General features: G+C 69.2%; 12 protein-coding genes, 1 tRNA gene and 1 pseudogene. 9 read left to right on the forward strand and 5 right to left on the reverse strand.

Annotated elements, in window-relative coordinates; all coding sequences use genetic code 11:
* Nucleotides 1-11 precede the first annotated feature (11 nt).
* Both FHX81_RS14795 and FHX81_RS14800 read left to right on the forward strand, forming a co-directional pair.
* Nucleotides 12-941 carry an ATP-binding cassette domain-containing protein gene (locus tag FHX81_RS14795; protein ID WP_211363485.1) on the forward strand — a complete coding sequence of 310 codons (930 nt, stop codon included), beginning with the start codon at nucleotides 12-14 and terminating at the stop codon, nucleotides 939-941.
* 14 nt (nucleotides 942-955) lie between these two features.
* On the forward strand, nucleotides 956-1,759 hold the full coding sequence (locus FHX81_RS14800) for an ABC transporter permease (protein WP_141978724.1): 804 nt from the start codon (nucleotides 956-958) through the stop codon (nucleotides 1,757-1,759).
* Here FHX81_RS14800 and FHX81_RS14805 read toward each other — a convergent pair.
* On the reverse strand, nucleotides 1,756-3,708 hold the full coding sequence (locus FHX81_RS14805; protein WP_141978725.1) for a bifunctional copper resistance protein CopD/cytochrome c oxidase assembly protein: 1,953 nt from the start codon (nucleotides 3,706-3,708) through the stop codon (nucleotides 1,756-1,758). The two genes, FHX81_RS14800 and FHX81_RS14805, sit on opposite strands and share 4 nt — an antisense overlap.
* A gap of 79 nt (nucleotides 3,709-3,787) precedes the next feature.
* Between FHX81_RS14805 and FHX81_RS14810 the strand changes: the two genes are divergently transcribed.
* Nucleotides 3,788-4,357, forward strand: coding sequence for a DUF3558 family protein (locus tag FHX81_RS14810; RefSeq protein ID WP_141978726.1), 570 nt, complete (start codon nucleotides 3,788-3,790; stop codon nucleotides 4,355-4,357).
* 262 nt (nucleotides 4,358-4,619) lie between these two features.
* Here FHX81_RS14810 and FHX81_RS14815 read toward each other — a convergent pair.
* Nucleotides 4,620-5,510: pseudogene (locus tag FHX81_RS14815) on the reverse strand (MFS transporter); the annotation flags it as partial.
* A 63-nt stretch (nucleotides 5,511-5,573) separates the two neighbouring features.
* Here FHX81_RS14815 and FHX81_RS14820 point away from each other — a divergent pair.
* The 3 genes from FHX81_RS14820 (at nucleotide 5,574) to FHX81_RS14830 (ending at nucleotide 8,519) form a co-directional block, all read left to right on the forward strand.
* Entirely contained in the window at nucleotides 5,574-6,629 is a 1,056-nt protein-coding gene (locus FHX81_RS14820; protein ID WP_141978728.1) for a LacI family DNA-binding transcriptional regulator, read from the forward strand.
* 124 nt (nucleotides 6,630-6,753) lie between these two features.
* Nucleotides 6,754-6,826: transfer RNA gene (locus FHX81_RS14825), tRNA-Arg, on the forward strand.
* Nucleotides 6,827-6,938: 112 nt separating this feature from the next.
* Nucleotides 6,939-8,519: a tyrosine-type recombinase/integrase gene (locus FHX81_RS14830; protein ID WP_141978729.1), complete on the forward strand. Its 1,581-nt coding sequence runs from the start codon at nucleotides 6,939-6,941 to the stop codon at nucleotides 8,517-8,519.
* Between the two features lies 1 nt (nucleotide 8,520).
* Here the strand turns inward: FHX81_RS14830 and FHX81_RS14835 are convergent, their stop codons facing one another.
* Nucleotides 8,521-9,141, reverse strand: coding sequence for an NUDIX domain-containing protein (locus tag FHX81_RS14835; RefSeq protein WP_141978730.1), 621 nt, complete (start codon nucleotides 9,139-9,141; stop codon nucleotides 8,521-8,523).
* 260 nt (nucleotides 9,142-9,401) lie between these two features.
* Between FHX81_RS14835 and FHX81_RS14840 the strand changes: the two genes are divergently transcribed.
* From FHX81_RS14840 to FHX81_RS14850, 3 genes are all read left to right on the forward strand, one after another.
* A complete protein-coding gene (locus FHX81_RS14840; protein WP_141978731.1) occupies nucleotides 9,402-9,800 on the forward strand; it encodes a recombinase family protein in 399 nt (132 codons plus the stop codon).
* Between the two features lie 398 nt (nucleotides 9,801-10,198).
* The gene (locus FHX81_RS14845) at nucleotides 10,199-10,522 is read left to right on the forward strand and encodes a hypothetical protein (protein ID WP_141978732.1); all 324 of its coding nucleotides are present in this window, start codon (nucleotides 10,199-10,201) and stop codon (nucleotides 10,520-10,522) included.
* Nucleotides 10,523-10,748: 226 nt separating this feature from the next.
* On the forward strand, nucleotides 10,749-11,072 hold the full coding sequence (locus FHX81_RS14850) for a hypothetical protein (RefSeq protein WP_141978733.1): 324 nt from the start codon (nucleotides 10,749-10,751) through the stop codon (nucleotides 11,070-11,072).
* A gap of 244 nt (nucleotides 11,073-11,316) precedes the next feature.
* Here the strand turns inward: FHX81_RS14850 and FHX81_RS14855 are convergent, their stop codons facing one another.
* Together FHX81_RS14855 and FHX81_RS14860 are read right to left on the reverse strand one after the other, a co-directional pair.
* Complete coding sequence (locus tag FHX81_RS14855) at nucleotides 11,317-13,428, reverse strand: cell division protein FtsK (protein WP_141978734.1); 2,112 nt, start codon at nucleotides 13,426-13,428, stop codon at nucleotides 11,317-11,319.
* Nucleotides 13,425-14,204, reverse strand: a complete 780-nt coding sequence (locus FHX81_RS14860) for a hypothetical protein (RefSeq protein ID WP_141983942.1) — start codon at nucleotides 14,202-14,204, stop codon at nucleotides 13,425-13,427. Before FHX81_RS14860 ends, FHX81_RS14855 begins: the two co-directional genes overlap by 4 nt.
* Nucleotides 14,205-14,210: the final 6 nt, after the last annotated feature.

Consider the following 14,210-nt stretch of genomic DNA (forward strand, 5'->3'; position numbering starts at 1 on the left):
GGGGGAAACCAGTGGAAGACCTGATGATCGAGGTGACCGACGTCGGCAAGGCGTTCGGCGCGCAGAAAGCCCTGGACGGGGTGAGCGTCGCGGTGCCCAAGGGCAGCGTGCTCGGCCTGCTCGGCCACAACGGCGCGGGCAAGACGACGCTGGTCAACGTCCTCACCACGATGCTCCCGCCGGACTCCGGCCACGCGGAGGTGGCCGGGTTCGACGTGGTCGCGCAGGCGCACCAGGTGCGCAGCCGGATCGGGCTGACCGGCCAGTTCGCCGCCGTCGACGAGCAGCTCTCCGGCCTGGACAACCTCGTCCTGATCGCCCGGCTGCTCGGCGCGTCACCGCGCGAGGCCAGGGCCAGGGGCGCGGAACTGCTGGAGCTGTTCGGCCTCGCGGACGCGGCGAAGCGGCCGTCCCGCACCTACTCCGGCGGCATGCGCCGACGCCTCGACCTGGCCGCGAGCCTGGTCGGGCACCCGGAGGTGATCTTCCTGGACGAGCCGACCACCGGCCTGGACCCGGCGAGCAGGCTCGGCCTGTGGGAGATCGTGGAGAACCTGGTCACCGACGGCACCACGGTCCTGCTCACCACCCAGTACCTGGACGAGGCCGACCGCCTCGCCGACTCGATCACGGTCCTGGCGCAGGGCAAGGTCGTCGCCGCCGGCACCAGCGCCGAGCTGAAGGCCCAGGTCGGGCAGCGCACCGTCACCGTGACCCTGGCCGACGTCTCGGACGTCCCCCAGGCCACCGGCGCCCTCGAACGGGCGGGCCTGCAGCCCGTGCCCGCGGCCAACACGCTGACCGCGCCGGTCACGTCGTCCCGCGAGATCGCCACGGTGGTCCGCGCGCTGGACGAGGTCGGCCTGGAGGCCACCGAACTGGCCCTGGGCGAGCCGACCCTGGACGACGTCTACCTCACCCTCGCGCAGCACGCGGCCTGAACAGGAGCCCCCGGATGACCACCCTCACCGCCGCGCCCCGCTGGCGCGGCACCGACTTCGGCACCCAGGTGCTGGTGCTGACCCAGCGCTCCCTGCGCACCCTGGTCAGCGACCCGCGCATGATCGTGTTCAGCATCCTCCAGCCGCTGATCATGCTGACCCTGTTCAGCCAGATCTTCGCGAGCATCGCCGACACCCCCGGTTTCCCGCAGGGCGTGGCCTACATCGACTTCCTGATGCCCGCGATCCTGGTCAACACCGCCATGCAGTCCGCGTTGCAGGCGGGCGTCGGACTCGTCACCGACATGAAGAACGGCGTGCTGGCCCGGTTCCGCTCGCTGCCCATCCGGTCCGGCTCGGTGCTGGTCGCACGCAGCCTGTCCGACCTGGTCCGCACGGCCGCGCAACTGCTGCTGATGCTCGTGTTCGCCGTCGTGGTCTTCGGCTACTCCCCCGCCGGCGGCATCACGGGCACCGCCGCGGCGCTGGCTCTGGCGCTGGCCGTCGGCTGGGGCCTGGGCTGGATCTTCCTGGCCATCGCCGCGTGGCTGCGCAACGCCGAGCTGATGCAGACCGTCGGCTTCCTGGCCATGTTCCCGCTGATGTTCGCCTCCAGCGCGTACGTGCCGATCAACGGCCTGCCCGGCTGGCTCCAGGCGATCGCGACCGTCAACCCGTTGACGTTCGCGGTGGACGCGGCGCGGTCGTTGGCGCTGGCCCAGCCCGTGACGGGCGTGGTCGGGGCGCTGGCGACGAGCGCCGTGCTGGCCGCGGCGGGGTGGTTCGCGGCGGTCAAGGGCTTCCGCCGGCCGCTCTAGTCCTTGCCGGACATCTTGCGCAGCATCGCGTTGTACGCGGCCAGGTCCGCGTCACCGTCCGCGTCCGCCCGCCGGTCCGCCCGGCGGGCGTCGCGGCTGTCCGACCTGGCCCACTGCACCAGCAGCGCCACCATCACCACGATCAGCGGCAACTCGCCCGCCGCCCACGCGATGCCGCCGCCCAGCCGCTGGTCCTCCAGCTGCGACGTCACCCACGGCAGGCCGAGCGACCGGTAGAAGTTGTCGCCGATCACGGTCTGGGAGCTCATCAGCACGATGCCGAAGAACGCGTGGAACGGGATCGAGGCGAACAGCAGCCCGAGCCGGCCCAGCGGCGGCAGCCGGTTCGGCGCCGGGTCGATGCCGATCACCGGCCAGTAGAAGACGTAGCCGACCAGGATGAAGTGGGCGTTCATCGCCAGGTGCGCCCAGTGGTAGTCCAACGCGCTGTCGAACAGGCCGGAGAAGTACAGGCCGTAGAACGAGCCCACGAACAGCGCCAGCGCCACGAACGGGTTGGTCAGCACCTTCGCCACCGGCGAGTGCACGAACGCCAGCAGCCACTCCCGCGGCCCCGGCGGGTTGCCCTTGCCGGCCGGCGGCAGGGCGCGCATCGCCAGCGTCACCGGGCCGCCCAGCACCAGCAGGATCGGCGCCAGCATGGACAGCAGCATGTGCGCTTCCATGTGGATGCTGAACATCGCGGGCGCGTACCGACCCACGCCGGACGACGTGGCGAACACCACGGTCAGGCAGCCCGCCACCCACGCGATCGTGCGGCCGACCGGCCACGCGTCACCGCGCTTGCGCAGCCGCCACACCCCCAGCAGGTACAGCACGCCCAGCGCGATGAAGGCCGTGCCGAAGATCAGGTCGAACCGCCAGTCGAACAGCAGCCGCGACAGCGTCGGCGCGCCGAACAGGTCGTAACCGATGCGCAGCTCCACCGTGCTGGGCAGCACGCGACCCTCGGCCGGCGGCGGCGTGCGGCTCAACGCCGCGGCGAGCCCCAGCGTGAGGAACATCAGCAGCACCTCGACGCCCGCGAGCCGCACCAGCGACCGCCCGGAACCGGTGGCCACGACCTCCTTCACGCTCTTCTCGCGCTGGAAGTACCCCACGACACCCAGCACGATCAGCGCGATCGCCTTGCCGAGCACCAACAGCCCGTAGTCGCTGCCGAGGAGCCGGCTCACCGGCAGCCGCACCCAGGCGTTGATCACGCCGGACGCCGCCATCACGATCCAGCACACCAGGGCCAGCCGGGAGAACCTCGCCGTGGCCAACCCCAGGTGCTCGCCGCCACGCCGGCCGTGCGCCAGCAGCGCGATCAACCCGCCCACCCACAACGCCGCCCCGATCAGGTGGAACAGCAGGCTGTTCGTGGCCACGTCGTGCGAGCCGCCGCCGGACGAGTGCCCCGTCACGGCCACCGGGATCAGGGCGAACACCGACAGGAGGAACAGCGGCACGGTCCAGCCCCACGACAGCACCAGCCGGCAGCCCAGCGCCAGCAGCGCCACCAGCACCGCCGTGATCATCCAGGCCTTCGACTGCTCCACCAGCCCGGCCACCTGCACCAGCACCGACGGCTCCAGCAGCGCCGTCACCGGCTGGCCGAGCGCGTCGGCCACCGTGAACGGCACCGACAGCACCGCGCCCAACGTCCACACCAGCGCCGCCCAGCCCGCCGTCCGCACGGCCGCGTAACCGTCCGCGGCCAGCGTGCCGGTCTCCTGCGGCGGCACCAGGAACGCCGCCAGCAGCAGCGACCCGATCGTCACCACGGCCGCGGCCTCGGTCACCACCCGCACGACGATCAACCCGGACGCGTCGGTGCCGTTGAGCACGAGCAGCCCCACCGCCACCAGCGCGGCTATCGCCGTGCCGACGATCAGCAGGGGGATGAGACCGGTCCGCCGGGTGCGGGAGGGCGCGTCAGTGGGCACGTGACGAGCGTAGGCGGCCCGACCACACCGCCACCAACCGCCGGACGTGCGGAGATCACACCCACTACCGTTGCCGGACGTGACCAGTTCTCGCTCGGCGCTCGTGATGGCCCTCGCCTTGCTCCTGTCGGCGGGGTGCAGTTACTCCGTCAACGGGGACGCGTTGCCCCAGGCCGGGATCACACCCACGACGGCATCGGCCGAACCGGCGGGCGAACCCAAGATCGCCAAGGCGCGCACGGTCGTCGGCGTGGAGCCGTGCTCGCTGCTCACGGCGGCAGACCTGAAGGGCATCGGGCCGTTCAAGAAGGACCCCGCGCGCAAGGACGACGTGATCCAGGAGTCGTGCCAGTACGTGCTGGACGACGGCTCGCAGGCCGGCCGGACCGTCGTCGCCGCGCTCTACCAGAAGTACGAGCAGGTGCGGACGCGGCAGGCCAAGGGCCGCGAGGTGGTCGTCGACGGGCACTCGACGTGGGTGCTGTGCGAGCTGAGCGGCGGCGAGATGGCGTGCACCGCGACCCTGGCGGTGAACGCCAACCGCAGCGTCCTGGTGGCGATGGCGCAGGCGGGCGGCGTGCCCGAGCAGATGCTCGCCGCCATGCAGCCCCTGCTCAAGGCCGCGTTGAACCGGCTCCCGATCGCGTGAGCTCACGGGCGCGGGACCGGCGCGCCAGCAGCACGGCGGGCACCATCAACGCGATGACGAACGCCACGAAACCGAGCGAGATCGACAGGTCGCTGACGTGCGCGATGCCGCCGACGAGCGGCGGGCCGAGCAGGAACCCGGTGTAGGCGACCGTCGTCACCAGGCCGATCTCGCGTTCACCGCCCGTGCCGTCGGCGCGCTTGCCCGCGTCACCGGCCAGGTCCATGATCACCGGGAACGCGAACGCCAGCCCGAGCCCCGCCAAGGCGAATCCGACGTAGCCGAACGCGGGCAGCGGCACCAGCACGGCCAGCCCCAGGCCCAGCGCGGCCACCACGGCACCCGAAGCGAGCAGCCCGTACGGGCCGACCCGGCGTTGCGCGGGCTCGCCGAGCAGGCGGGCGGTGGCCATGGCGATGGAGAACCCGGCGTACGCGGCGGCGGCCGCGGCCTCGCTCACGCCCCGTTCGTTGACGAAGAACAGCGCCGACCAGTCCGACGCCGCGCCCTCGGCGATCGCCGAGCACAGCGTGATCGTGGCCAGCAGCCACAGCAACGGCCGCTTGAGGACCGGGCGGTCGTCCGCGGCGGTGTCGGTCGTCTCCCCGGTGGTGTCCGGCACGGCCCTGATCACCCAGGCGATCACGACCGCGCCGATTATCGCGACGAAGACCAGGTGCCGGGTCAGCCCCCAGCCGGCGGCCGCGGCCGCCGCCGCGCCCAGCGAGCCGATCAGGCCGCCGACGCTGAACCCCGCGTGGAACTGCGGCATCAGCGGGCGGTCCAGGCTGCGGGTCACGGCCACGGCCGCCACGTTCATGCCGACGTCCAGCGACGCGCCGCACGCGCCGAGCACGAACAGCACCAGACCAAGCTGCCACGGCGTGTCGGCGAGCGTGAGGGACGGCACGGCGAGCACCGTGACGCCCGCGCCCACCACGATCAGCTTCCGCGCACCGACCCGCGCGCAGATCCGGGCGGCGAACGGCGCCGTCGACGCCAGGCCGACGCTGGCGCCGAACAGGGCCAGGCCGAGCGTGGCCTCGGTCGCGCCCACCTGCGCCGCCAGCGCGGGCATGCGCGCGGCCCAGGACAGGAACAACGCCCCGTTGAACAGGAACACCGCGAAGACGGCGAGACGTGACGTGGGCATGCCGTCGAGTGTGAACTAGAGCGCTTCAGAACGTCCAATCGATTACCTGGTTACGCTCATCACGTGGACCGCCCTCGCAAGCCGACGCTCGACACGGTGGCCGGCGCGGTCGGCGTGTCGCGAGCCACCGTGTCCAACGCCTACAACCGGCCCGACCAGCTCTCCGCCGCACTGCGCGAGCGCATCCTGGAGACCGCGGCGTCCATGGGGTACGCGGGCCCCGACCCGGTGGCGCGCAGCCTCGCGACCCGGCACAGCGCGGCCGTCGGGTTCATGCTGGGACAGGGGCTGTCGGCGTCGTTCGCCGACGCGGCGCTGTCGATCGTGCTGGACGGGCTCGCGTCGACCGTGGACGGGCACGACCACTGCCTGGTGCTGATGCCGGGACGCGACCGGGGCGGGCCGCGGCCGGAGACCGTGACGCGGGCGCAGGCCGATGTCGTGGTGGCCTACTCGCTGCCCGACGACGCGCCCGCGCTGACCGCCGTGCGGGCACGCGGGCTGCCGATGGTGGTGATCGACCAACCGGTGCTGCCGAACACCGCGCGCGTCGAGGTGGACGACTTCGGCGGTGCGCGGCTGGCGGCGTCGTCGCTGTGGGGGATGGGACACCGGCGGTTCGGCGTGGTGACGTTCGCGCTGCACCCGGACGGGCACAACGGGCCGGTGACGCCCGAGCGGCTGGCCTCCACGTCGTTCCGCGTGACGCGGGACCGGCTGCACGGCTACCTCGACGTGACGGGGACGGACACGCCGGTGTGGGAGTGCGCGCGGAGCAGCCGTGAACTGGGCCGCGCGGGCGCCCGCAGCCTGCTCTCCTCGACCCCGCGACCGACGGCGTTGCTGTGCGCCTCGGACGAGCTGGCGTTCGGCGCGCTCCAGGCCGTGCGGGACCTCGGGCTGCGCGTGCCGGCCGACGTGTCGATCATCGGCTTCGACGACGTGCCCGCCGCCGAGCACGCGGACCCACCGTTGACTACGGTCCGTCAACCCCTGGCCGAGAAGGGTCGGCACGCGGGCGAACTGGCCCTGCGCCTGCTCGACGGCGGCAGACCGGGAGAGCCGACAAGACTGCCGGTGTCCCTCGTCTCGCGCGACTCGACGGCCTCACCGAAGTGATCCACCTCACTTTTCGGCCATCTTGATCACCCTTCCGGCCCCGGGACGAAACGCGACGAGTCTTCCGGACGATGTGTCCGGTGGGGCGGCTACGCTGCTACAGCGCGTGGTCACAGCCCCTCCAGCCTCCGTAGCTCAGTGGAGAGAGCGAGGGACTTCTAATCCCGAGGTCGCAGGTTCGAATCCTGCCGGGGGCGCTGGATGTACAAGCCTCTGACCTGCACGGACAGGTCAGAGGCTAGGAACTTAGTTGATCTTAGTAACGTTCCGTGGTGCCGCATGTGGTGCGAACAGTCGTAGACTCGCACCATGACGGCCTCCAAGACACGCTCTGAGCGCCGCAAGCGCGGCCAGATCGAGACGCTGCCCAGCGGATCGCTGCGCGTCAGCGTCTACGCAGGTGTGGACCAGTTGACTGGTCAGCGCAACTACCTCAAGGAACTCGTCCCCCACGGCACCCCGAACGCCGAGCGCGAGGCCGAGAAGGTGCTCACACGCCTGCTCAACCAGGTGGACGAGCAGCGCAACCCGCGCACGAAGGTGAACGTCGACACGCTCATGGGCCGGTACCTCGACGGCCTGAACGTCGACAAGAGCACCCTCATCGGCTACCAGCGGTTGATCCGCAACCACATCCGGCCACTGCTCGGCGGGTTGCAGGTCGCCAAGCTCGACGGCGAGACGATCGAGTCGTTCTACTCGATCCTCAAGCAGTGTTCGGCCCACTGCGGCGGCAAGGGCAAGTTCATCGAGCACCGCAAGAAGGGCGAGCATGAGTGCACTGACAAGTGCAAGCCCCACGAGTGCAAGGGCTTGTCCGCCTCGACCATCCGCAAAGTCCACGCCTGTCTGAGCGGCGCTCTCGCGATGGCCATGCGGTGGAGGTGGATCTCTGTCAACCCGCTCGATCAAGCCAAGCAACCGGCTGCCCCCAAAGCGAAGCCGAACCCGCCTTCCCCTGAGCAAGCCGCCGTCATCGTCAACGATGCGTTCCAAGACCTCCCGTGGGGAATGCTGGTCTGGTTGGCCATGACCACGGGTGCTCGTCGCGGTGAACTCTGCGGCCTTCGACTCAATCAGCTCCACTTGGACAAAGCGCTGCTGGAAGTCAAGACCAGCATCGGCCAAGAGGGCGCGGACACTTGGGAGAAGGACACCAAGGATCACCAGCAACGCCGGATCGCGCTGGACGAGACCACTGTGAGTCTCCTGCGCATCTACCTCCAGCAGTGCGAAAGCGTTGCTGCGGAGATGGGCCGGAAGGTCAACCCGAAGGGCTACCTTTTCTCGACGTCGATCGACCACAGCGCATACCTGAAGCCGGACTCGGTTTCCCAGCGGTACTCGCGCATGTGCAAGCGACTCGGCATCGAAAGCCACCTTCACGAGCTGCGCCACTACAGCGCCACAGAGCTGATCAGCGCTGGCGTGGACCCGCGCACCGTGGCCGGTCGCCTCGGCCATGGCGGTGGTGGTGCTACGACCCTGCGCGTCTACACGGCGTGGCTCTCAGAGGCCGATCAGAGGGCCGCAGGCACCTTGTCCGGTCGGATGCCCGCCGCGCCCATCGTCGTGGACGAGAGCGGCCGTACGGTCACACGGCTTGAGCCAAAGATCACCGGGCCGTACCAAAAGATCGCGGCAGACCTTCGCGGCGCTATCGCCTGCGGTGCGCTCCGCCCCGGCGACATGCTCCCCACCGTTGTCGAACTGAAGGCCCGCTACGGCGTTTCGGTGGGTACCGCGAACCGAGCGGTTGCCGAGTTGAAGGCCGAAGGTCTAGTTTCAGCGAGTCGCGGTAAGCGAGCGGTCGTGCTCGACCCGACCAAACCGATCCCTGATCACTCGGCCGAAGTCGTGGAACTACACGCCGACCGGAAAGCGAAGTAGCTCATACCGCAGACAGTTCGAGCGCGTCGAGCACTGGTCGATAGATCTGGTCGGCCGGGATCAACCGCTCCAACTCGTCCCGTCCCACCCACCTGACATCTACGTTTTCGAACTCGTCCGCGTTCTCCGCGTGGCCCGCTACGTAGTCACAGAGAACGTAGTCGCACAGCACGTTGGTGATCGGGTGGAGCCGGCTGCCGAGTTCATTACGCACGGCACAGTGAACGCCGGTTTCACCCAACGTCTCGCGGACCGCCACGACCTCCGGCGTGGCACCTGGCTTCACCATTCCCGCCGGGAATTGCCACGCCCTGTCAGCCGGTTCGCTCCGCCTCCGTACCAAGAGAACCTCAGAGCCCTTTACGACTACGGCGATAACCACCCGAAGTGGATGGCTATCCCGTTGAGCGCGGCGGAGGTCTGGCCGACCGAGCAGGTCTTCGATGCTCGTGTGGAAGATCGCTTCGAGCAGTCGGGCGGTGGACGGCAGAACACGAACCGGTCGGCCGTCCTTGCGAGGGCCAGCAGCGAGCCGCTGTAGGTGACGCACGCTGAGCGTCCCGACCTCACCATGCTGCCGCGCGAACGTCTCGGCGTACTCGGCGAACTCCTCGAAGGTCATCCGTCGCGCCCTGATCTGTTGCTCCAGGACCGTGCGGCTCTGCGAACCGGTCACCGGCATGGCCAAGCCTCCCCCGCCATCTCGTGCGCCTCGCGTGGCGTCACCGTGTCGTGCGCAGGTCATGTTCTGACCCACGGGTCAATATCAGACTTGATTTCATTCTGACACAAGCCGCCTAACGGTGGCTTCCCGCGCTGTCCGGTGACGGTTGCACCCCTCCCAGGAGCCCTGTCGCCGGACTCCCAAAGCAAGGGGATGACATGACGGTGACAGCAGAACCCACCGAGGAGCCTCCGACCCCAACTGATCCACTCGAACGTGTTGTCTACGGGTATCTCCGGTCGGATGCGGCAACCGAAGCCGAGTTGGCGGCGCTCCGCGCCGAGATGATCCAGTTCTGCCAGGAACGCGGGCTTCGACTCGCGAACGTGTTCACCGATCGCGGGTCGCGGTCGGATCAGGTGACGCGGCCCGGTGTCGGCGGTCTGCTCCAAGCACTGGTGTTGCGGAACGAAACCGCTGTGATCGTTCCGGCCCTTGATCACTTGTCGGATCAATCTGCGGTGCAGGCGCAGCTACGCCGTCTGATCCAGCGCGCCGGTTCCACAGTGGTCGTCATCCATGAGGTGGACGACGGCACCAAGACGGACGGGATGTGAGCCGTCGTGATGGAGATCTGGGGAATAACGCTCACGGTGATAGCCATCGTCTGCCTCGCGGCAGCTTTCCTGGACTGGCGACGAGGTGGATCGTGATCCTCGATCCAGTGGTGTTCATGGCGGCTCTGACGGCCGTAAACACTGAGATGGCGTCATACATCTTCGCCTCAATAGGTGCAGACGAGAGATGGCCTGACCAGGCATTTCCACCGGATCGAGAGCAGGCACTTGGCGATCAGATGGTGGCGCTGGGTGACGCGCTTCGAGAGCGTGCTCAAGGTCGTCGCCTGTCCGTTGACCTCGTTCGTCCCGCAGAGCCGGAACAAGCCGCAGATAGCGGTACGGGCGCGCAACCAAGTGCGCCCGACCGAGAGGAATAAAGATAGAGAAGGGACGTCATGGACCTGACGTTGGTGGATGACAAGGACGACGAGAAGGCGGTCTCGCTGTTCGATGATCCGAAGGTCGTGGGTGAGGTTCAGGAGTTCGTGGACGGTCAGGCTCCGCGTGTGTTCGCGGTGGTGCAAGAGACGTTCGGACCTCCTGAGGACTTGCAGATCGTCGCGTGGGGGATGACTACCAAGACGGGCGTCGAGGTGATCAGCGTCCACGGTGGAATGCGCATGGGTCTTCAGTCGGCGGAGAGTGCGTTGATCTTCTACCGGGCCGGCGGGCGTGCGATCCCCCGGATCTTCTGGGTCGGGGGGGCCGGTGAGGAGTAACGGGCTCGAGACCGCGCTGGAGTGCGTGGCCCACGGGTGGCCGGTAGTGCCGGGTGCGTTGTGGGTCGGTGATACCTACGTCGATCCGGTCACGAACTCCGAGTGCGATGCGCTGGCGTTGTCGGCTCCGGCCATGGCGACGTTGGACCCTCAGGAGGTCCGGCGGTTGTGGCCGGTGTCGGACGGCGGTGTCACGCGGTCGGCGTTGGCCGTTCTCGGGACGCTGATGACCGCCGTGGTGGTGGAGCCTGAGCCGGCGCGGCGGGTGGTCGCGTCGAAGGCGTTCCGCACGGTGCCGACGCCGGTGGTGATGCTTCCCGTTCCGACACTCGGTCTGATGATCGAGTCGGCCGTGTTCGTGGTGTCATCGGCAGACGGGCTGGACGAGAAGTTGGTGTTCCCTCCGGGTTCGATGCTGCCGCTGCCTCCCGCCGTGGTCGAAGGGCACCGGACACGGTGGCTCGTGTCGCCGGCCGAGTGTGACGGGCTGCTGATGAGCGGCCCGGACTTGGCGGACCTGTTGGCGCTGGAGACCTCCAACCGTCGTTGACCGCGCCCTGACGGTTGGGCATGGGGTGCCGGACGCCTCCCCCGGCACCTGTGGGACGGGACGGCCGTGTGCGAACCATCCACTCGGATGGCACCGCACACGGCCGTTTCGCCTTGTCTGGGACGGGTGTCCCGTCCCACCCACACCCCGTCACAAGAGCTTGTTTGCGCTGGTGAGACGCGGTTTCGGAGGTGTCACAGCCGGTGGGACGGGTTCACCGGTGTGGGACGGGGTTCGGGACGGGTCAGTGGTCATCCTCGACCACCTCACCGTCCACGATCGCGCCCTCTCGGACGGCGGTGAGTGCCGCGCGGATGTCGGCGACAAGGTAGCCGCGTACCTGGCGCACGCCGTCGTCGGTGGTGATCCGGTCGCGGGTCGGTCGGCAGCCGAACTCGCCCATGCGCAGACCGAACGCTGTGGGTTCGACGTCCAGCGCGGCCACGAGTTCCGCTGTGGGAACGAAGTCACGCCCACCGGGCTGGAGGTCGTCGCCGAGGTAGTCCACAACGGACGCCAGCGGTTCAGGTACCTCCACTTCCGTCGTGCGTTCGGCGACCGTTCCGAGCGCCTTCGCCACTGCGGCATGGTCGAGCATCGGCCGGTTGTCCTGTCCGGCCGCGTGACCGGACAGGGTGCCCTCTGCCTCCCGAAGCGCGCGTCCACGGGCGCAGATGGCTCGCCAGTCCTCATTCGGCATGTAGTAGGTCCGCACCGTGGTGGCGAGTACGTCTGCCCCTGCGGTGGTCTCTCCGTCCGGTCGGAGGATGCCGACGCCCTTGTGCGTGGCCAGTAGCCGGCTGCTGTCGTAGCCGCGTGTGTTCATCTGCTCGCCCAACACGATGTTGCTGTCGCGCCAGTCCATGACCCGCAGCGCGAACCGTGAGCCCAGTACCGCCCGAAGGTTGCTGGGGATGGTCTTGCTGTCGGGTCGTTGGGTGGCCAGCACGAGCACGATGCCGGCGGCCGGTCCCTTGCGGGCTAGCCATGTCAGCAACTCGCCCACGTACTCGCCTGCGGTGAGCTTCTTGTCCTGCACCTCCAGCGGTGTCCGGTCCTCCAGCGGGATCTGGACTTCGTCGATGAAGATCGCGGTCACCGGCATGTCGAGGTTCGGGTCACGGGACATGGTGGGCGTGATCTTCGACTCGGGGCACACCTCGTCGTCAAGGTCCTGCATCCGCCGGTAGCGGCCCTGCACCTCGGCGACGAGTTCCACGAGCCAGTCCACCAGGGTCAGGACGTGTGCCGGTTCGTCACCGGCCATGAACCGGTGGGCGACCTGTGCCGCCGCGTACCAGTCCTTTCCGGCCTTGAAGTCGGCCACGTAGAGCCGGGTGTGCGGGTCCAGGATCAAGCCCGCGGCTGCCAACCGTGCCGCGAAAGTCTTGCCCTGCCTGGGGATTGCGCCCACGAGCAATGACGTCCACACCAACGGCAGGTCCACCCGCCGCTGCCGCGCGTCACGGCCGAACGGCACCGGCCGCCACGCGTCCCACCGCTCCACGGTGAGCAAGGGTGTCCGGAGTGGAGGCGAGCCGTAAGGGTCTTCGTCGGCGACCCACAGCGCGACCCTGCCCGCGTGGCCGCCGTTGCCGCGTACGCGCTCCACGATGAGCTGTACCTCGTCCACCGCGAGCGCCGACGCCAACGCCTCCCGGTTCTTCACCACGTCGGCCGCCTTGCGGGTCGCGGGCAGGTCCACGGTGACGGCCCACCCATCACCCTGCCTGGTGGCGCGCTCGACCAGCCTTAGCGACTCGTCCTTGCCGATGAGCTTCGCGTCCCGGAACGCGTCCACGAGCACCTGAGGGTCCATCGTCCACGTCAGCGTCCGTGGTCCGGCCAGCACCGGCTTACGGCCCGGTGAGCCGTCCTTGCGGCGGCCGAGCACCGCCAGCGCGACCGCGACCAGTCCGCCAGTGATCCACAGCACCCTGTGTCCGTAGACGAGATCGAGCACCGCTACCACCACGGCGGCCAGGACGACGACGGCGCCGGTGACCTTCCACCGGAACAACGCCAACGCCCGAATGTCGGTGAACTTGTCCGCCAACTTCTCCGACTGCTCCGCAGCCGCCCGGTAGTCGGCAACCCGAACCCACGACCGCCACCACCGCGCCGCGACCACGAGCCCACGCACGACCGCACCGACGAACCGGAACGGCGACCGCAGCACCGCCACCACGAGATCCTTGACGGCCTGCACCACGAGCCGCCGCGACTTCAGCACACCGGGCACACGCGGTGAACGCTGCCACCAGTCCACCAGCCGCTGTCCCCACGACCTCCGTGACGGCTGGTCGTTCACGAACTCACCTTCAAGAACCGCGCTCACGACCTCCCGACCGTTCATGACCCGCTCCCGCCCACTTCACGGACGAGCGTGGCGGCGAGCCGTGAGGACAGCCCGCGCGAGCACCCGGTGACCTCACGCACCCACGACGGCGTCACCGTGACCTCTGGTGCCCACGCCGCCCGTGCTGCCGCCAGGTACTCCCCGAACGTGGTCCGACGCTTGCTTCTGGCGCTCGTTCGCGGCTGTCGCTCATGAACGGTCACCGGCCTGCGCTGGTCGGCCTCCGTGAACGCTGCCGACACCGCTTCGGTCAGCTTGTCCCGGAGGTCGGTGACCGCCTCCGCCGCGACGAACACCACGAGCGGCGGCACCGAGTGCAGCACGATCCCCGACAGCGAACCGGCCGCGTAGGACGCCCATGTGTTCATGACGTAGGTGGCAGCGAGCGTGAACCACTTCGCCCGCCGCACCCACGGCCCCGTCCGCACCCGATACCGCGCCGTCACCTGCTCCGCCCGCAGGATCGCGAGCAGCACGAGCGACACCGTGGGATCGAGCAACCACGCGGCCAACCACGGCAACGACCACACCGGCGCGTCACCAGCCGCGAAGTGCTGGACGTTGGTCATGGTGAACCCGAGACCGAGCACGATCCCCGCCCAACACAACCGGTCGACCTGCGCCCGTACTCGCTCGACCCGCAACGCCACCACGTCCGGCCGCGCCTGGTGCGCCCGCAGCTCCGCCGCCTCGGCAGCCTCCCGCGCGAGCCTCGCGGCCGTGTTCTCGTCCGGCGCGGCGGGTGGCCGCCCGAAGGCGACCACCCTTCCCACACCCTT

Origin of the sequence: Saccharothrix saharensis, assembly GCF_006716745.1 — a bacterium.
Taxonomy (GTDB): domain Bacteria; phylum Actinomycetota; class Actinomycetes; order Mycobacteriales; family Pseudonocardiaceae; genus Actinosynnema; species Actinosynnema saharense.